Consider the following 20282-nt stretch of genomic DNA (forward strand, 5'->3'; position numbering starts at 1 on the left):
TTTCAGTAAACGCCTGCTTACATAAAGGAGGATAGATTTACCTTAGTATAGAATAACTCCGCCAGCGCCTTCCTGTCCTTTTTATCAATTTGCGGAATGATTCCAAGCACCGGTACCTTGCAGAATTGCTCGATCAGTTCAGGGTTGGTATGTTCCACAATTCCTGCTTTTTCAGTGTTAAAACCATTTATGACCACACCGAGTACATTTAATCCGCATCTACGGGCATAATCGACCGTCAAAAAAGTGTGGTTGACTGTGCCTAGATTTGGTCGGGTGACCACAATCACAGGGAGATTTATATCCTTCATTACATCACTGACGAGAAAGTCTTTCCCGTAAGGTACTGCAATGCCGCCTGCCCCTTCAACAATATAAAAGGAATGGCGATGTTTTATATGATTCCAAGTATTTATCACATCGGTTTGTTTTACAGAAATCTTTTGTCGTTTAGCGGCTAGATAGGGGGCCAACGGTTCATCAAACTGAAAGGGGGTTATGTCTGATGATGGGGACTCGTCACCAGACATTGATTTTAAGATCATGGTGTCACTTTCTGGATCTTCTCTATTGTCACCACTTAACATCGGCTTGAAGACACCGACATCAACATTTTTTTCTGACAAAGCGGCTGCGATTCCCCCCGCAACAAATGTTTTCCCGATGCCTGTGTCCGTTCCTGTAACGAAAATGCCATTTCCCATTTAAATCACCTCGAGCTTTTTTCCGACCTTATAAAAGGCCTTGCAGATTTGTTGAATATCTTGCTCTGTATGTGTCGCCATGATCGTCATTCGAATCCGGCTCTCCCCGTTTGGAACACTTGGTGGTCGAATGGCTGGAGCAAATATTCCTTCCTTTTCCAGAGCTTCTGAAAAATCCATCGCTTGTTCGGATTCTCCAATAACGACAGGTAAAATAGGGGTTTGTTCCCCCTCACGTCAAAGCCATAATCGAGTAATTCAGCTCGGATGAAGCGGCTTAAGTGTTGCAAATGAATATGGAGTTCTGGACTGCTTTCGATAATATCGATGGCCTTAATTGTAGCAGCCATCATGCTGGGTGGGAGAGCCGTTTGAAAAATGAATGGTCGTGCCCGGTTTCTTAAATAGTCAATCAGCGGTCTTGACCCAGCGACAAATCCTCCTTCGGTACCGATGGATTTACTAAAAGTTCCCACTGTAACATCCACAGGAACATCAAAATGATCAGCCGTTCCTCTGGCGCTTTTTCCTAAAACACCTGTGGCGTGAGCATCGTCTACAATTACACAGGCATCATATTTTTCTGCTAAAACTTTGATTTCACGTAATGGAGCAATGTTCCCGTCCATACTGAAAACACCATCCGTTACAATAAATCTCCGTTTGAATTGTTGACTATGGATTAACTTTTCTCTTAAATCTTCCATATCCATATGACGGTAAACACATGTCTTCGCCTTGCTGAGACTGCATCCATCAATAATACTTGCGTGATTGAGCTGGTCGCTTAAAATCGTATCATTTAATCCTGCCAGACTGGAAACCGTCCCAATATTGGCAAGGTATCCACTTGAGAAGACGAGTGCTGCCTCTTCCTTTTTGAATTCTGCGATACGTTTCTCTAACTTTTCATGCCAGATTGTGTTACCGGTCGTCAATCTTGAGCCGGTGCTTCCTACCCCATACTCTTTCATAATAGCCACAGCTTCATCGGTCAGTCTTTTATCTCCCGCTAAGCCTAAGTAATTGTTGGAAGAGGCTATGATGCTTTCACTTCCATCTATATAAGATTTCGCGGATGGGGGAGAGATGGTTCTAAGCTGTCTATATAACCCCTGATCCTTAATCAAGTCAACTTCCTGTTCGAGCCATTCATGAGTTAGCCGCAGCAATCTGAAGCGCCTCCCCTGATGTAATACTTACAATGGCCTGTTTCATAATCTGGACCATTTCTTTTAAATCTTCTTCTGTACTGGCAAGAGGCGGCATAAAGACGACCACATCTCCGGTAGGTCTTGTCAAAAGTCCTAATTCCCGCATCTTTAATGATGCTTTATAGGCTACTCTGCTTTCGAAGGGAAAAGGCTCTTTCGTTGCTTTGTCGTAAACGAGCTCAATCCCGCACATGAAACCAAGCTGACGGATGTCCCCGATATGTGGGAGGCTGCTTATTTCCCCAAACAATTCATGTAAACATTCAGATTTTTGGGTAACCTGCTGAACGATATGATCCTTTTCAAACAGTTTCAGGTTGGCTAAAGCTGCTACACAACCAAGCTGGTTTCCGGTATAAGAATGACCGTGAAAAAAAGTCTTCAGCTTTGTGTAGTCATCATAAAATGCCTCATAAATATTTTCCGTTGTATATGTGATGGCAACAGGCAGGTAACCCCCGGTAATTCCTTTTCCTGCTGCCATAAGATCCGGTTCGACATCTTCATGTTCGCAGGCAAACATCTTACCGGTACGTCCGAAGCCTGTAGCCACTTCATCAATAATCATTAGGACATTGTATTTGGTACACAGCTCCCGAACACCAGATAAGTAACCTTCAGGCATAACAATCATACCGCCAGCACCTTGGATCATAGATTCGATAGTTAACCCGGCAATCTCCTCATGATGCTCCTTTAATAAAGTCTCAAGTGTTTCAAGTGCTTCATCACGGCTTTTCTCTGGATCTTCTGTAGGGTGGCGATAGACATTCGGAACCGTTGTTTTAAACCCTTCAAACATTAAAGGGCCGTAGACCTTGTGAAAAATGTCAATGGCACCAACACTAACCGCCCCGATTGTATCCCCGTGATAGCCATTTTTTACAGAGATAAATTTCTGTTTGTTCGTTGCACCGATATTTTGCCAATATTGGTAAGCCATCTTTACCGCAATTTCAACTGCTTCTGCACCGCTGTCGGAATAAAAGACTCTGCTTAAGGAATCAGGAGCAATCTTGACTAATTTTTCCGCCAATTCGGTAGCGGGTACATTCGTCATTCCAAGTAAGGTGGAATGTGCAATCTTATTTAACTGCTCACGAACAGCTTCATCCAACTCTTGCTTTCGATGTCCATGTACATTTAGCCACACAGAAGAAAAAGCATCATAGTATTCTTTCCCATTAATATCCTTCACTTTAATTCCTTTTCCACTATCAATAATTAATGGGTTCTCATCATAATCCTTCATTTGTGTAAATGGCAGCCATAAATACTTTTTACTTTTCTCAATTAAGTTCATAATTCTCCTCCGTTCCTATTGAGACCGGTATTTTCTCTAGATAGTGAATGTACGAATCAATCGACTGGTCGTCATTGACGAAAAACAAGCGTCCACCAGCTTCGTCACCATATTCCTTTACTTTTGTAATTCTCTGGTACCCTTTTGCAGCACTAGCAACGTACCCTGTAATATAGTCAGGATCATCACTCCAGCACAGCTCTGCTATCGTTAAGGGGTGGGAGCACACCTTTGTTGCCAAAGTCAGTGCTTCCTTCATGCGTTGATTTACCACCAGTTCTTTTTGCTTACACCACTGTTCAAAGTTTTCTTTTTCCCAATACAGATGGGAGACACGCACTCCCTTTTCCTTCCGCTCATCGAGACGTTCGCCAGTTTTTGCATTAATAATCAGTGCTCCTCTGTTGTCATTGCTACTTTCTAATAGATTCATAGCTTTTTTAATAACTTCATCTGATATTCCGTGATCGGCAAGGAGAGAACGTGCTAATTTTCTTCCCTGTGCGGCATCGGTCGCATCAATGGTAGAAACAGATAACGGCTTGATAGCTTGTAAATGCTCCTCAACCTTATCAATTGTCATTTGGAAGAAAGTCGGCTCACCTTGTGTATGGGAAAAGGCCTTATCAATTAATTCAACTGCTTTTACCTGCATATCAGCTTTTGAGGAAAGGTGTTCTCCACCTGATATATGTTTTCCTCCTTCTTCATGGGGACCGCCAAGTGCAGCTCTCATTCTTAAGCTGTATAATCCGTTATCTTGTATCAGTTCAATCAGCCTCCATCGTAATGAACTCTGTAAATCCTAGTTTAAATTTCTCCCTTTCGCAATTAATGTTAACCTAAACAATTTTAAGTTTACATTAAATATTTAATTTTTCAAGGAGGTTTAATTTCTTATAGTAAATCGAAGGCAAAGTAGGGATTATAACTTTGAATAGTTCATAGATTTTGAATTTATGGTGAATATATCCTATAGTAAAAATTTAATGTCATTCACCAAACACTAGGGGGCTTTCGAGCTGAGAGGGATAATGGATCTCGACCCTAACTACCTGATCTAGGTAATACTAGCGAAGGGAAGTGGCGGGGGATCTGTGTGGAATAATAGATTTTAGTTAATCCTCTATTATTTCATTCATATACATATGATCTTTGGGACCAACCACTTTCTTTTGAAATGTGGTTTTTTGGTGTGCCCCACTGTTGTACAATCTGGGTGGTTTAAATCCACACGGTAACTTTTCCCTTTTAAGTACCGTAGCCGAAAAAAGTATGTTTTTAGTATGAAGTGATAGATATCAATCGCATTGAATGGTAAATTGTTAATAACTGTCGATGAAGTTAACTTAAGCTAGCTTTATTACATTGGCGACACATAGGAGGAAACAAATGACTAGTATAACGGCAAATAAAATTAAGAAAAGCGCATTAACTCTTTTTGTTGAATATGGGTATGATGGTACTTCTCTTACAGACATTGGGAGAGAGGTGGGAATAAAAAAGCAATCTATATACGCACATTTTAAAAATAAAGATGATCTATTTTTACAAGTCATGAACCAAGTCATTCAAGAAGGGATTTTAGAATTGAGTGAGTACTTTTATCAGCAAAAAAATGAGTCCCTTGATAACGTATTGTATAATTTTATACTTCATTTAAAAGAAAGATATACATCTGACGGGGAATGGAATGTGAAATTTTTACTTAGGATGATGTTTACACCCCCAAATCACTTACAAGAAATTGTTATTTCAAGAGTCTTTACATATTACAAAAAATTACATAAATATGTAGAGGAAGTATTTGTTTCTCATGAACAAAGATTAATTATGGAAGCTGAAAAGGGAACGATTTCTTTTCTGAATTTTATTGACGGATTACTCGTAGAGTTAATTTATTCGAATTTAGAAAGCTTCGAAAAAAGATTTAATGTCTCCTGGGAGATTTATTGGCGAGGGATAACAAAGTAGAAATAAGCTTAGTTATCACTAGGAGAACACTATATCATGCTTTTGAAATGTCTCTCATTTAGAACTATTAGGGGAGCCAATTTCTTTCAACCTACGGGCAGAATGAAAAAGTTAACAATTTTTCATTGAAAGTATTCGGAAAATTTCGTACAATTAAAACTGACGAACGTTCGTCAGTTAAATTTATGAAAGGGGAGAAGTAAAAGTGAACGAGCAATTTGTGAAGGAAACAAGGCAACCTGAATATTTGAGAAAATTAGATAAGGAACATTATTTTCATCCAACAACACCACTGAAACTACATCAGGAAAATGGCCCGGGGCTGATAATTAAAGAGGGAAAAGGTATTCATGTAACGGATGTGTATGATGATGTTTATATTGATGGGGTTTCTTCTTTATGGAATGTAAATATAGGGTATGGGCGTCAAGAAATGGCGGAAGCAGCTAAACAACAAATGATGAGACTTTCTTACGGCTCGTCATTTTTTAATAACTCTAATGATCAAGTTATACAGCTTTCTGAAAAACTTGCGGAGCTAACACCTGGGAATCTCGATGTGAGCTTTTTTACTTCTGGAGGATCGGAATCCAACGAATCGGCATTTAAAATTGTACGTCATTACTGGAAACTAAAAGGGAGACCTGAACGGACAAAAATTATTGCCCTTGATTTAAGCTATCATGGGGTGACGATGGGGGCGACGAGCGCAACCGGTGTACGTGAATTTGATCATATGATTACTTCTTCAGCCCCAGGATTTTTGCATGCAAAACCCTATCTGACAGATTGTGAAAAAGGTGACAAGTCCCAGCCTGACTATGAAAGCAGTATTAGAGGCATTGTTGAGAAAGAAGGGCCTGAAACAGTAGCAGCAGTCATTCTAGAGCCCATTCAAGGTGTAGGAGGAATCAACATCCCTCCTGAAGGATATCTAAAAGCTGTTCGTGAATTATGTGATGAATATGGAATCTATATGATTGCAGATGAAGTAATCTGTGGTTTTGGTAGAACAGGAGAAATGTTTGGTGTAGATAATTGGGAAGTCGTTCCTGATTTAATGTCAGTAGCTAAAGGCATAACAAGTGGATATATGCAGTTGGGCGCAGTTCTTCTTAAATCAGAACTTAGGGATGAACTAGCAGAAATGTCGGATGACGTATTTTTCCATGGCTTTACCTACAGTGGACACCCAACCGCCTGTGCCGTTGGATTAAAAAATCTAGAGATTATAGAAAATGAGAAGCTTGTCCAGAATTCTAAGCATATGGGGGATGAGTTGTTGAAGGGGTTAGCGTATCTCGAAGAACAACATCAGGTGACGGCAAAATCTAGAACAGCAGGTTTGCTGGGGGCCATTGAACTATATGCAGATCGTGACAGTGGGAAAGCATTTGACCCATCCTTGCATGCTGCCCAGCAAGTTGTAGAAGAATGTTTAAGCCGAAATCTTCTTTTAAGACCCCTTTCTTTTGGAGGGATGAATGCTGTTGCCCTTGCTCCGCCATTAATAGTTAATAAAGGCGACATCGAAACTATGATAGACAGGCTTTCTGGAGCCATTAAAGCATTTGAAAACAAGGTGTTAAAGTAAGGAAGAGCTGTTCTGTTTAATGGAAGCGTTACCACATAAAGCGCAAGGAGGGATTATATTAACTTAAAAACCGGATTTCTTTGTGATGAAAGTTATTTTTGGCATGACACAGGAAATGGGGCTCTATTTCTTCCTCCTGGAGGCTGGATTGAAGCAGATGAACATGGTGAAAGTCCTAAAAGCAAACGACGTGTGAAAAATTTATTAGAACGAAGTGAGTTTATTAACGAGTTAACGCTAATTACCCCACGGCCAGCTACTAGAGAAGAAATTGAGCTGAATCACATTCCTTCTTATGTGAATGAGGTAAAACAATTAAGTGACACAACGGGTGGAGATGCAGGGGGATTAGCCCTTGTTGGCAGAGGCTCTTATGAAATAGCTCTATTATCTGCGGGAGGTGCCATTATAAGTGTTGATGCAGTAATGGAAGGAAAGGTTCGCAATGCATATGCTCTTACAAGACCGCCGGGACATCATGCTGAAAAAGAACAGGGAATGGGTTTTTGCTTATTCAATAATGTTGCTGTTGCAGCAAGATATGCACGAGAAGAATATGGGTTAAAGCGTATTATGATTTTAGACTGGGATGTTCATCATGGTAACGGGACCGAAAATGCGTTTTATGATGATCCTAACGTACTGTTTATCTCCCTCCATCAAGAATTTAATTTCCCACCAGATAGAGGGGCTGCTGAAGATCTCGGTGAAAGTGAAGGAAAGGGATACAACGTAAACATACCTTTACCTGCAGGGACAGGAAATGCTGGATATTTATATGCATTAGAAAAAGTAGTTATTCCTAAAGCAGATCAATTCAATCCAGAGCTCATTATAGTGTCAGCCGGACAAGACGCAAGTGTATTTGATCCACTTGCTCAAATGATGGTCACGGCTGATGGGTATGGAGAGATAACCTCGGTTGTCAAACATCTAGCCGAACGTCATTGTGAAGGACGTTTAGTCGTTTGTCACGAAGGTGGGTATAGCCCTTCATACGTCCCTTTTTGTACGTTAAGAATTATGGAGTCATTAAGTGGATTACAAAGTAAAGTGGAGGAAGATCCCTATTTTGAAGCAATCAAAGGGCTTCCTTCCGATATTTTGGCTAAACACCAAAAAGAAGCCGTTGATCAAGTTATAAAGATACAGTCTATAGGATAAAAATCGGACTTAGTCTTTATAAGGGTTCAGTTATAAACATCTCTATTTAATAGAAAAGGAGAAAAATCTATGAGTCGTTCATATCAGTTATTTATTGATGGGAATTGGGTAGATTCTGTATCTGGAAAAACATTTAGGTCACTTAATCCTGCAACAGGAGAAGCAAGTGATATTGTTTCTGAAGGTGGAGCAGAAGATATTGATTTAGCAGTAAAGGCAGCAAGAAAAGCTTTTGAGTCTGGCCCTTGGGCTGAAATGGCTCCCAGTGATAGAGGACGTTTATTAAATAAAGCAGCTCAGGAATTAAGAATAAAAGCAGACTATTTAGCGGAAGTGGAGTCTAGGGGAAACGGTCTTCCTATTAATGAAACTAAATTTATTGCCATTCCGGCTATGATTGATGTACTAGAGTTCTATGCGGGCCTTGCGAATAAGATCCAAGGAGAGACTTTGGCTTCTCCTGGCGATCGGTTTAATTTCACATTAAAAGAACCATTAGGTGTAATAGGCGCGATCGTTCCTTGGAATTTCCCGCTCATGTTAACGATGTGGAAATTGGCGCCGGCTTTAGCAGCAGGAAACACAATCGTTATTAAGCCTGCGGAACAGACACCTGTTAGTATTTTAGAAATGGTTAAGATCTTTCAAGAAGTGGGCATTCCTGATGGAGTTATAAATGTGGTTGCTGGCTATGGCGAAGCAGGAAATGCCTTGTCTTCACATCCGGACATAGCCAAAGTAGCCTTTACAGGGTCTACTCAAACCGGTCGTTTTATCATGCAAGCAGCAAGCAAGAATCTAAAACCTGTAAGCTTAGAGCTTGGCGGCAAATCTCCTAATATCATTTTTGATGATGCGAATATTGAAAACGCTGTCAATGGTTCCATGTTTGGTATCTATTTTGGACAGGGACAGGTCTGTGCCTCGGGTTCTAGGTTGTTTGTACAGGACAGTATATATGATCAATTTATGGAAGCATTTATTAAGAAAGCAAAAACCATTAAGGTTGGAAACCCGTTGGACCCAAAAACACAAATGGGTCCACAAGTTTCATTACAGCAGTTAGAACGTATTGAGCAATATGTAGCAGCTGGGATAGAAGAAGGAGCGGATCTCACTCTCGGGGGGAAAGAAGTACAATAGAAGGAAAAGGGTATTTCTATACTCCGACTATTTTTGAGAACGTTACTAATGATATGACGATTGCTAAAGAAGAGATTTTTGGTCCTGTTTTATCGGTGATTCGTTTTAAAGATGAAGAAGATGCTTTGAGAAAAGCAAATAACACAGTGTACGGATTAACGTCAGGTATTTGGACAGAGAATCTAAAGAGAGCTCACCGAATGGCAAAAGGATTAAAAGCAGGAACAGTGTACATTAATACCTTTAGTATGCTCGATAGTGTTGCCCCGTTTGGAGGAACGAAACAAAGTGGGTTTGGGAGAGAATTAGGCATTCAAGCAATGGAGATGTATACAGAAACGAAAAACGTTTGGGTTGATTTAAATGATGAACATTTTAATTGGTATGGAGCATGATTAGACTAAGCAATAGAAAATAGGCCACCCGATATGGGTGTAGAAGGGGGGAATGAGAAAGCCCCCTCTAACATTTAATCCTTATATTTGATAACAAGTAGGATAGGAATGTTCATCATCGGAAAAGTGTTTTCAAGTTCTTTTTGGAGGGATTGGAATGGAAGAAAATAAAATACCGATTGAATACTCTGGTTCTGAAGCTGGAAAAGAGGGAGCTCAAAACTTAAAAAAGGTTTTAAAAACAAGAGATTTGGTTATCTTTGGATTAGTTTTTATGGCTCCAGTTTCAGCACAGACGCTTTTTGGTGAGTTAACCCAATTGTCCCAGGGGCATGCTGTATTATCTTACTTAGTTGCTTTGATCGCGATGATTTTTACAGCTTCTAGTTATGGTAAAATGGCAGGGGCTTTTCCGAAGGCTGGATCCACATACAGCTACACAGCTCAAGCTATACATCCTCATATTGGTTTTATTGCAGGGTGGGCTATATTACTGGATTATTTAATGATGCCGATTCTTCTTACCAGGTTAAGTGCGATATTCACGATGGAACTTTTTCCTGTTATCCCTTTGTGGGGAATGTTATTAGTATTTTTAGTTCCTGTTACAATGTTTAATTATTTTGGGTCAAAAGTAACTTCCCGAGTGAATCTGTTCATGACGATTACCATGATTTTTAGTTTAATTCTATTTATTACTTTTGCAGTTAAAAGTTTAACCACTGGTGTTGGTGGGATAGGAAGTGTTTTTTCTTTAGAAGGTATTTATAATTCTAGTACTTTTTCAATGGATGCTCTTATTTCCGGCGCTTCCATTGCTGTTCTTTCATACCTGGGCTTTGATGCAGTTACAACGATGGCTGAAGATTCCCAAGTAACAGGTAAGATGGTAGGTAAGTCAGCGATTTTTGCTTTACTGATTAGTTCATTTCTTTATATATGTCAGGTTTATTTTGCTACACTTGTCTCGCCAAATTTTAACTCTTTTCAATCCCAAGATACTGCATTTTTTGAGGTTGCCGTTTCTGTAGGTGGAGGTATTTTAGCTACTATTATTACTATCATTATAGCGGTATCCGGAATTTCAACTGCTTTAGCAGGACAATCCTCTGGTTCGAGAATTTTATTTGGGATGGGCAGAGATGAAGTATTGCCGTCTATATTTTGCCATTTACATCCAAAGTATAAGACTCCGGATTACAGTATCATTATCTTAGCTTTTTTTGGGTATTTTGGTGCTCTTTTTCTACCATTATCTTTTATATTCGCCATTATGGTTTTTGGAGCATTGATAGGTTTCATTTCCGTAAATTTGTCTGTTTTTGTTGAGTTTTTTGTTAAGAGGCAAGAGCGATCAGGTACATCTCTTTTATTTCATTTAGTTTTTCCGTTTTTAGGGGTTATTGTTTGTGGATACATCCTGTTTAATATGGAGTTTATTGGAAAGGTTACGGGGGTTTTCTGGGTTATTATCGGTGCACTCTTATTATTTGTCAGAATAAAGATTTTAAAAAAGGAAGAAAACGAGCTATCTCTTTAACGTCCATTAAATAAGTATTTAACTCAACCTCGCGGACTTTTTTCATCTTCTATGAGAGATACGTGCATCATGTTTCTTAAGAAATGTCATTTAGTTGATTTCACCATATTTCACCCTCCTTTTCCGTTACGGTGTCTAGTAGTTTGAAAGCCTTGCAGAAGTAAACCCTCTGCGAGGCTTTCTTTTGTCTAGAAATCTACAATAATAATGGATTAGTTCGTGTGCATTGGAACCCATGTAGCGTAAAGCTTCCTCTGGTATTAGTCCACTAAAACATTTTTCTTTTCCAAACCATTGAAAAAATTTTCAGAATAAACTACACTTATTATATATAGAAACGTTGGTTCTTATATAGAAACGAATGGAGCTGGTAAAATGAGAGTTGCGACAGATATAGGTGGCACCTTCACTGATTTAGCTTACATTAAGAACGGTGAAGTCCATTTTTCAAAATCAAATTCAACACCTCCGAATTTTGAACAAGGAGTTATAGATGTTATTGAAAAGGATGAGGTTGATGTTTCATTAATAAATGAGTTTATTCATGGTTCTACTATAGTCATTAACACACTTACGGAACGAAAAGGTGTGAAAACAGGATTAATAACAACGCGTGGGACGCGGGATGTGTTAGAAATTGCTCGAGGAAACCGACCAGATTTATATAATTTTACGTATAAGAAACCAACCCCCTTTGTGGAACGTCATTTGCGAGTCGAAGTGGAGGAGCGGTTAGATTACCGGGGAATGTTATCCTTCCATTAAATGAGAAAGATGTTATGGAGGCAATCGAATATTTGCAATCTCAAGGTGTAGAGGCTGTGGCCGTTGTTTTCTTGCATGCTTATATTAATCCTGAGCATGAAAGGCGTACGATCGAGCTTATTGAAGAGAAGTGGTCAGATGTATTTGTAACTTCTTCCCACGAAATTACTAAAGAGTGGAGAGAATATGAGAGATCTAGCACTTCAGTTCTTAATTCTTATGTGAAACCGATTGTTTCTTCTTATATGAATCAGTTAGAAACGAAGTTGAAACAGGCAAAACTAGAGAGTAACAATTACGTAATGCAATCAAACGGTGGAGTGACCATTTTTGAGAATGCTAAAAGCACACCAATTCATTTAGTTGAATCTGGTCCGGCTGCAGGTATATATGGTGCGGCTAAACTAGGAAAAATTATTGGGGAAGAGAATATTATTGCATTCGACGTAGGAGGGACAACAGCAAAATGTTCCCTCATTAATCAAGGTGAAATTTCACTTACCACAGATTATTACATTGAAAGATCAAGCAGGTATGCTGGATATCCCATTAAAACTCCAGTAGTTGACATTATTGAGATCGGTAATGGAGGGGGATCAATCGCTAAGGTGGATGAAACAGGTTCTCTCAAGGTTGGCCCCCAATCCGCTGGAGCCTATCCCGGTCCCGTCGCATATGGCAATGGCGGAGAGAATCCTACTATCACTGACGCTAATTTAATAACTGGTCGTCTAAACCCAACGAATTTTAAAACACATGTTAATTTAGACCTAGTTCGCTCCTCCTTCAGTCATACTATTGCTGAACCATTTAACTCTTCTATAGAAGATGCAGCCATGGGGGTGCTTCGTTTAGCAAATTCTAATATGTTGAATGCACTTAAATTAATCTCTGTTCGAAAAGGACACGATCCTAGGGACTTTACGTTAATAGCTTTTGGTGGTGGAGGTCCGATACATGCTCCGGCTTTAGCTAAAGAACTAGGAATAAAAAAGATTATCGTACCTATTGCCTCCTCTGTATTTTCAGCATGGGGGATGTTAATGACTCATGTGCGGCACGATTATATACAAACCCATGTGCAAGTAGTCGATCAATTGGATATTCAGGAGGAAGAGAAAACGTGGGAGCAGCTTAAAAGGGAAGCTGCGAAGGAGTTTAGAGAAGAAGGAATACCCTTTGATCAGGTGCTCCTAGAAAAGCATGTAGACATGCGATATTCAGGACAAGAACATACTGTGAAGGTTCCTATCAAACAGAAGGAGTCACTCATTCACCATCAAGATGATATAGTGGAAAGGTTTCATGTTCAACATGAGCAGCATTATACATTTAGGCTAGATGATACTTTAACTGAGGTTGTAAACTTCCATTTAACTGCTAAGAGTAAACAAGAATCTCCTGAACTTAAGCAGATAGAAATTGTAAGCTCATTAGACGAGGCCTTTTTAAACCAAAGAGAAGTCTATTTTGATGAGAAGGGGTGGATCAATGTGGATGTCTATCAAAAAGATCTAATCCCACCGCTTCAGGAAATCAAAGGGCCAGTAATTATTGAAGAACAGTCTACAACTGTTTTATTAGAGGAAGGCCAGAAAGCAATGATTGATGAGTTTGGGAATTTGATCATTGAACTAGGGGAGGAGATGGATGATGAATAAACATAGCAACGTGAACCCTTTTACTGTTGAAATAGTGAAAGACAACCTTCTATCTATAGGGGAGGAGATGTTCACAGCTCTTGCCAGGTCTTCCATGAGTCCCATTATATATGAGGTTTTAGATTATGCATGCGGTCTTACTGATCGTAAAGGCCGTTTGATTAGTCAGGGGAATGGTGTAACAAGCTTTATTGGAATGTTGAGTCCTATGGTTCAATCTATAATTGAAAAATTTGATGGTGGTAAGGAGTTGTATGAAGGGGATATTATACTTATTAATGATCCGTACTTAGGAGGGGGCTCCCACTTATCAGATGTAGGACTGGTCATGCCTATTTTTTATGAAGGAGAAATAGTTGCCTATTCAGCCAATAAAGGGCATTGGACAGAAGTGGGCGGCAAGGATGCAGGATCTTTCACGACAGACTCTACTGAAATTTTTCAAGAAGGACTCCAGTTCTCCGGGATAAAACTTGTGGAGAAGGGTACAATTAACCAAGGGATTGTGGATATCATTCAGTCGAATGTTAGGTTTCCTGATCTATCTATTGGAGATATGTGGGCACAGATTGCTGCATTAAAAACCGGAGGTAAACGGTTTAGTGATATGTGTGATAAATATGGAGAAAATGTAGTGACTTTATCAATAAATCAATTATTAAATCAAGGGAAAAACTATGCCTTAAAAGAACTGAAGAAGATTCCAAAGGGAGAGTTCCTGGCAGAAGGATATATAGAAGCGGGTGCAAGCAAAGATAAACAATATCCTATCAAAGTAAAAGTTACGATTACTGAAACTAACTTTATGGCAGATTTCAGGGGCAGTCATCCCCAAGTTAATAAACCGGTTAATTGTTCTTATTATGGTCTTTTAGCAAGTGTTCGGGCAATGTACTTAGCGATTGTAAAGCCTTTTACTGATGTAAATGACGGTTTTTTTGAACCGTTCTCAGTAATTACAGATCGAGGCTCTATCATTTCAGCTGAGCGGCCTGCTCCCGTATCGATGAATTTTGAAGGAAGGATAGGGGGAGCGGATTTAATCTGGCAGGCAATGGCCCCGAATCTCCCAGAGCGATTGCCTGCAGGTCATATGGGTTCAGTATGTTCTGTAGTTCTATCTGGCAACCATCATGTAACAAATAATCCTTTTCTAATAGTAGAACCCTCTGTTGGAGGATGGGGAGCTGCACAAGGAATGGACGGAGTCAGTGGACAATTTTGTATGGGAAATGGGGAAACCTATAATGTTCCTATAGAAATTGCGGAGTCCCGCTATGGAGTTCTTATCGAGAATTATGGATTACACATTAATTCAGCTGGTGCTGGTGAATATCTCGGTGGGCGTGGAGTACAAAGAAGCTATAAAGTGTTAAGTTCAGGCCAAAAGCTGTCTACAATATTTGGTCGTCATTCATTTAAACCTTGGGGGATGAATGGGGGGCATGAAGGGTCCCCAAACTACGTAACCGTTGAGAAATCTAATAAACAAGTAGATGGACCTTATGGAGTTACAGCCAGATATGAGTTAAATAAAGGGGATGTTGTACATTTAATAACTGCTACCGGGGGTGGTTATGGTTCTCCTTTACATCGTAATCCAGAACAGGTACTAAAAGATGTGAGAAACGGGTACATTTCTTTAAAAGATGCTGAGGATGTTTATGGGGTTAAAGTTGAAACTGATAATTGGAAAATTACAGAAGTTTATCCGGATAGGTAATTATTGGAGGGCTTACTCTTTTCATAGGAGTAAGCTTTTTTGCTTTATTTGAAATTTATTAGACTACATTTTATAATAGTGAAAATGGTTCTAATATAGAAACGGTGGGGTGGCAATGACTCTAAAAACATTAGATAATTCTCTTAATGTGCTGAAGTATTTTACAAATATAACTCCTTCCTGGGGAGTAAGAGAGTTAGCAAAAGAGATGGATATGAATCATACGATCGTGTATAGAATTTTATCTACTTTTGAGAATCATGGATTTTTATATCAAAATGATGTTACAAAGAAATATCATCTAGGATTGCGATTTTTAGGCTATGGCCAAATTGTTCAGAAACAATTCAATATATCACAGGCCATCCACCCAATCATGGAACGTGTAGCGAACCAAACTAACGAATCTGCATTTTTGACATGGTTAGATGGGCATGATGGAGTTACCGTTGATATTGCAGAGAGCTCACAACAGATTCGTTTCGATGTAGACATAGGATCGCGAAGTCCTTTACATGCGGGGGCGTCATGTAAAGTGATGATGGCTTATTTATCCAAGGAGGAACAAGAAGAGCTGATTCAGAAAGGTCTTGAAGAACTAACTCCTAACACAATAGTGGATGCTGAGGAATTAAGAGCTGATTTGAATACCATTCGAGACCAAGGCTGGGTTTATTCTGTAGGAGAGTTTGCTGATCAAGTCTTTGGGTTAGGAGTCCCACTATTTGATCAAGGCCAAAAGATATTAGCTTCTTTGACCATTGCAGGGCCTGCTTATCGTCTTTCAGAAAGTGATGTAGAGGGTCATGTTGATATTTTATTAAAAGAAGCGGAAACTATTCAAACGTTTCTAAATCAATCAGGCAGCCAAAGCTACATATAAAAAAATTCGCTGATATAGTACTTCCTATATCAGCGAATTTTTTTATTATTTCCCTAGTTTTAATACAGAGTTGAAGAAGTTGTAAATAGCATCACCTGCGATAAAGCCGGCAGCTAAAATAGTCATAGGTGTTTCTGCTTTACCCTTTTTAATCTTTAATGTAAGAAATCTAATAATAATTCCTGTAAGAACAGTCCACCCTGCAATAGGGTACATGATAAGGAGTCCTGTAGCAAAGAGTGTGCCCATTTGACGAGTTGAACCACCGATTAGCTGAAGTAGCGCACCAGGAATTGCCCAAATAAATAACTGAAGAGCAACCCCGTTTTCAATTCCTGCCTTAATAGTAGTTGCATAGACGCGATCTACAGGTGGAATGAGGTCTTGATCAAAGTAACTCTGATAGGTCAAAAATACGACTACAGTGGCTACACCAAAAGCAATTAAAGCAGCATAAAGTTGTTGCCTTCGTCCTGTCTTCTCAAATTCAATATCCTCTCCATTTCCTCTAAGCATAAACCCGGTTTTTAAGTCGTATCCCATATCAGCAAAAGCCACACCTGTTGAGGCACTAAAACTCACTAATATAACTAAAGCTTTTACAGGAAAACCTATCAACATTCCGACAATCAGTGTTATAAGAGCTACAGCAAAAGCTGGAAACCATCCCGCGTGCATAGCAGATATTCCAACGATTAGTTCGTGAAAAAATGCAGCAAACGCAGCGAATAATAGAAACAAGATCAATTGCCCTATTCCCATATCAGTAATAACTCCACCAAGTAGGGCAAGGAGTAAAGCTACTCCCATAAAAGCTATAAATCCCCAACCAAAACCTTGGCTTATATCTTTACTCGTGCGTGTAAAAGTCTCATGTTCACTTTGATCTTTTAGTGTTTGTCTTTGTTTAAATAAAGTTACACCTACTTGGACAAGTGCAATGATACCTGCACCGATCATAAATCCGTGGGGGATATACAGGGCATCTAAATCAATTCCAAACCAAGGAAGGCTATATCCTTTTAGTAATAAACCAATTCCAAACATGGTAAGAGCCCAAATGTTTCCTATGAATGCTACACCAAACGCTGACATGGGTATTTTTAAAAGTGCTCCTAAGACGCCAACACCAATCCCAATTCCTAATAGCTTTGCACGGCCGCCACCTTCATCTCCAGACTTAATTGCTTCAGCTGTTGCTAATCCAGGAGGCCATGTTGATTTAGCAGGAAACATTTTAGAATCAAAAAACTTGTAAAGCATAATAGCATCTAGAAACATAGCGCAAGTGATTCCGATAAAAATCGGTATAACTAACTCAGGCAACCCTAAAGCATAGGGAATTCCAATTGGTAATATCAGACTGTTTGCTGCCCCAAATGTAGCTGCAGATATTGATGTCTGAACTAAGTTTTGTCTATGTACGGATTTGAATTTTATTAACATCCTTAGTGGAATTCTAGCTATGATCATAGCAAATAAAGCACCTATAATAGATGTGTTTGCAGAGATACCTAAAGTGGTTATTAATTGTAAACCTATAATTGCCCCCCCGACTGAAAGAACAATGCTCAAGGCTAGTGTCAAAGGCGCAAAAGCACTAGGATGTCTTTTTTTAGTAGATTGATTCATATTTAGTCCCCTTTCGGTTCTAATATAGAAACGTCGGTTCTTTTATTATTATAAATTAATTTTTCTAAAATTTCAATTTTATTTTTCACTTAAATCGGTAAATTAGCGATGCTTTTCTATCAAAGATCGACCTCTTTGTCGATAACAGATAAATTTGGTGCCAGTACCGCGGTACGTTAATGTAATAAATGGTTAGTCGGTGAGCAGCAGTGGGAAAACCCCACGCCAGTTTCTTTAATTAGACAGGTCACCTAGCTGGACTAGAATGGAGAACAATCAGCGTTCAACATGAGTAGTAAAGATGTACGCACAGTAAAGGCCCTCTATTTATAGAAGGCCTTCACCTTTATCCAAAAATTGTTCTCGATACTAAAAGTAAAATAGAAGGATCCCTCAGACAACCAAGACTTGTGCTATGAAGAAATGTCCCCACTCGACTAATGTGTAAGGAGTTAGAGGTACATAATATCGGAGAACACTAACATGATTCATCTCGTGTATCCATTTGTAAATTACTATTTGATTCAAAAGAAAGTGAAGGAACTTAACCAAGCACAAAAAATCAGGCAGCTGTTCAGTTCACTTGAAAAGAACAGCTACCCTCATCATTATTTAAAATTATTGCCCACGATATGAATGGATCAAGTCTTGATTATCTCTCCTAGCAAACACATCGATACGGTTTGGTCCCCACGATACCGCTGCCGGTTCAGAGTTCAGAGACCCTCCAAGGTTTTGCCAATTTGACCAAGTGGAGCCGTTCCATGTTTTTAAATAGAGGTTAAGGTTCCCCCTAAGCTTTCCCACTCGCTGACCCATATAACTCATTTAATGAATCATAAAAGGGGATAACAATCGATTTCCCAATGAACACCACATGCATAAACAAAAGTTATATTGAATTTTTATAAAATGTTTAAATTTATCGAATTTTACGGTAGAATGTAATACATCATTTAGATTTTTAAAAATTCATAATTGAATAGGTGTGATTAAGGCAGTAATACAAGGTGTTTTCAACTTAAATAAAAGTCCTTCTATTCGTTTGTGAATAATTTTGCTTGTATAAAGATTCATGGAGGTGAATCCGTGTTATCAACAGATACCTGGAATGAATACCAAGCCATTTTGCATTCACTTAAAGACGACATTATTGTAACGAAACTAGACGGCACCATCACGATTGCGAGTAAGGCTGCTGGAGAGATTTACGGGATGGAGGCGGATCATTTAGTCGGGCGTTCGGTGTTTGATCTCGAGAAGGATGGGGTGTTTACTCCGCTTGCCACGCCGATGGTTTTACGAATGAAAAAGCGAGTCACCTTCATCCAAACGGCTGCAGATGAAAAGAAATTGATGGTTACGGCGCTGCCGGTTCAGGGGCCCGATGGAGAAATTAATCGTGTTGTGAGTTATTCTCATGACATTACCGAACTAAAGGAACTGAAGTCTTACATTGCCGATATGGAAGATGAAATGAAGCAGGTTCAAAACGAACTCGATCGTGTGGAACAAAAACGGTTTCACCAGGAGGGCATTGTTTCGAAAAGTCACAAGATGCAGCAGATCATTCAAACAGCCCAGCAGGTGGCGGATGTCGATGTGAATGTACTTCTGCTAGGCGAATCAGGTGTCGGGAAGTCTTCTCTGGCTCAATTTATTCATAACCGCAGTTCGCGCAAGAAAGGCCCTTTTATTGAAATTAACGCTGGGGCGATATCTGAACAACTGTTTGAGGCTGAATTGTTCGGATATGTGGCTGGTGCTTTTACAGGGGCCAAAACGGGCGGCAGTAAAGGGTTTGCGGAGATGGCTCAAAGTGGCACGCTTTTTATCGATGAAATCGGTGAACTCTCCCCGCAGAATCAGGTCAAGCTGTTAAAGCTGATTCATGAGAAGCAATTTTACCGGGTGGGAGGACGTGAGTTAATCACGGCTGATTTCCGCTTGATTACCGCCACGAATAGAGATCTTTCCGAATCGATTGCTAAAAATGAGTTTCGCGAGGATCTATATTTTCGCATTAATGTGGTTCCAGTCAATATCCCGCCGCTTCGTGACCGTCCTGACGATATTCCGGCTCTTATTGATCACATTATGGAGACGGTTTCCGACAAATACGAAAAAAAGAAAGTCCTCGACGGCGTGGTGTGGCAAGAGTTGCTGTTGAATCGCTGGCCGGGCAATGTCCGTGAGTTGATTAATGTTATTGAACGGCTTGTGGTCACTTCAACTGGGGAAGTCATTACCTTAGATGATTTGCCGCATGAATATTGTAACAACACGCCGGTTCGGTTTAATAAACAATTAGAGGAAACCTTACCTGAAACACTCGATCGAGTGGAGAAACAAATTTTATTGGAGGCGAAGCAGCGACATAAATCAACGGTGAAAATCGCTGAAGTTTTGGGGATTAGTCAACCTTCAGCATTTAGAAAATTACGAAAACACGGAATTAAATAATAAATTGGCACGATTATTGCACTAATAATAGTAGGTCCTTTTTTAAAGGCTGTCTGAGGAGAGGAGTATGATTGTTACAACAACTATGGCGGGGCTTTTCGCAGCTTATTCAAAAGTGACTAGC

Annotated in this window: 13 protein-coding genes, 2 pseudogenes and 1 riboswitch; of the genes and pseudogenes, 9 read left to right on the forward strand and 6 right to left on the reverse strand. The window is 39.6% G+C overall.

Features of this window, described 5'->3' with window-relative positions; genetic code table 11:
- Positions 1 to 17: 17 nt before the first annotated feature.
- From bioD to MUO14_RS17890, 5 genes are read right to left on the reverse strand one after another with little or no spacing between them, the layout of a single operon-like run.
- Entirely contained in the window at positions 18 to 704 is a 687-nt protein-coding gene (gene bioD / locus MUO14_RS17870) for a dethiobiotin synthase (RefSeq protein ID WP_244751935.1), read from the reverse strand.
- The gene (locus MUO14_RS24855) at positions 705 to 794 is read right to left on the reverse strand and encodes a hypothetical protein (protein WP_396265714.1); all 90 of its coding nucleotides are present in this window, start codon (positions 792 to 794) and stop codon (positions 705 to 707) included.
- Positions 791 to 1876: an aminotransferase class I/II-fold pyridoxal phosphate-dependent enzyme gene (locus MUO14_RS17880; protein WP_396265715.1), complete on the reverse strand. Its 1086-nt coding sequence runs from the start codon at positions 1874 to 1876 to the stop codon at positions 791 to 793. Before MUO14_RS17880 ends, MUO14_RS24855 begins: the two co-directional genes overlap by 4 nt.
- Positions 1857 to 3221 carry an adenosylmethionine--8-amino-7-oxononanoate transaminase gene (gene bioA / locus MUO14_RS17885; RefSeq protein ID WP_244751937.1) on the reverse strand — a complete coding sequence of 455 codons (1365 nt, stop codon included), beginning with the start codon at positions 3219 to 3221 and terminating at the stop codon, positions 1857 to 1859. Before bioA ends, MUO14_RS17880 begins: the two co-directional genes overlap by 20 nt.
- Positions 3208 to 3999 (reverse strand): 6-carboxyhexanoate--CoA ligase, encoded by a 792-nt coding sequence (locus tag MUO14_RS17890; RefSeq protein WP_318036045.1) that lies wholly within the window; start codon positions 3997 to 3999, stop codon positions 3208 to 3210. Before MUO14_RS17890 ends, bioA begins: the two co-directional genes overlap by 14 nt.
- A 220-nt stretch (positions 4000 to 4219) precedes the next feature.
- A riboswitch (TPP riboswitch) is annotated at positions 4220 to 4320 on the forward strand.
- Positions 4321 to 4613: 293 nt separating this feature from the next.
- Here MUO14_RS17890 and MUO14_RS17895 point away from each other — a divergent pair.
- From MUO14_RS17895 to MUO14_RS17930, 8 genes and pseudogenes are all read left to right on the forward strand, one after another.
- The gene (locus MUO14_RS17895; RefSeq protein ID WP_244751939.1) at positions 4614 to 5195 is read left to right on the forward strand and encodes a TetR/AcrR family transcriptional regulator; all 582 of its coding nucleotides are present in this window, start codon (positions 4614 to 4616) and stop codon (positions 5193 to 5195) included.
- 205 nt (positions 5196 to 5400) lie between these two features.
- Positions 5401 to 6789 carry an aminotransferase family protein gene (locus MUO14_RS17900; RefSeq protein ID WP_244751940.1) on the forward strand — a complete coding sequence of 463 codons (1389 nt, stop codon included), beginning with the start codon at positions 5401 to 5403 and terminating at the stop codon, positions 6787 to 6789.
- 57 nt (positions 6790 to 6846) lie between these two features.
- A complete protein-coding gene (locus MUO14_RS17905) occupies positions 6847 to 7953 on the forward strand; it encodes a class II histone deacetylase (protein ID WP_244755653.1) in 1107 nt (368 codons plus the stop codon).
- Positions 7954 to 8022: 69 nt separating this feature from the next.
- Positions 8023 to 9491, forward strand: a pseudogene (locus MUO14_RS17910) (aldehyde dehydrogenase family protein).
- Between the two features lie 157 nt (positions 9492 to 9648).
- Entirely contained in the window at positions 9649 to 11031 is a 1383-nt protein-coding gene (locus MUO14_RS17915; RefSeq protein ID WP_244751941.1) for an APC family permease, read from the forward strand.
- 375 nt (positions 11032 to 11406) lie between these two features.
- Positions 11407 to 13457 (forward strand): annotated as a pseudogene (locus tag MUO14_RS17920) (hydantoinase/oxoprolinase family protein).
- The gene (locus tag MUO14_RS17925; RefSeq protein ID WP_244751942.1) at positions 13447 to 15180 is read left to right on the forward strand and encodes a hydantoinase B/oxoprolinase family protein; all 1734 of its coding nucleotides are present in this window, start codon (positions 13447 to 13449) and stop codon (positions 15178 to 15180) included. Before MUO14_RS17920 ends, MUO14_RS17925 begins: the two are co-directional and overlap by 11 nt.
- A 115-nt stretch (positions 15181 to 15295) precedes the next feature.
- Positions 15296 to 16063: an IclR family transcriptional regulator gene (locus MUO14_RS17930; protein WP_244751943.1), complete on the forward strand. Its 768-nt coding sequence runs from the start codon at positions 15296 to 15298 to the stop codon at positions 16061 to 16063.
- A gap of 45 nt (positions 16064 to 16108) precedes the next feature.
- On the opposite strand, the gene MUO14_RS17935 is transcribed toward MUO14_RS17930, so the two are convergent.
- Complete coding sequence (locus MUO14_RS17935; RefSeq protein WP_244751944.1) at positions 16109 to 17695, reverse strand: OPT/YSL family transporter; 1587 nt, start codon at positions 17693 to 17695, stop codon at positions 16109 to 16111.
- Between the two features lie 1089 nt (positions 17696 to 18784).
- Here MUO14_RS17935 and MUO14_RS17940 point away from each other — a divergent pair.
- Complete coding sequence (locus MUO14_RS17940; RefSeq protein WP_244751945.1) at positions 18785 to 20158, forward strand: sigma-54 interaction domain-containing protein; 1374 nt, start codon at positions 18785 to 18787, stop codon at positions 20156 to 20158.
- Positions 20159 to 20282 lie beyond the last annotated feature (124 nt).

This window comes from Halobacillus shinanisalinarum (genome assembly GCF_022919835.1).
GTDB classification, from domain to species: domain Bacteria; phylum Bacillota; class Bacilli; order Bacillales; family Halobacillaceae; genus Halobacillus_A; species Halobacillus_A shinanisalinarum.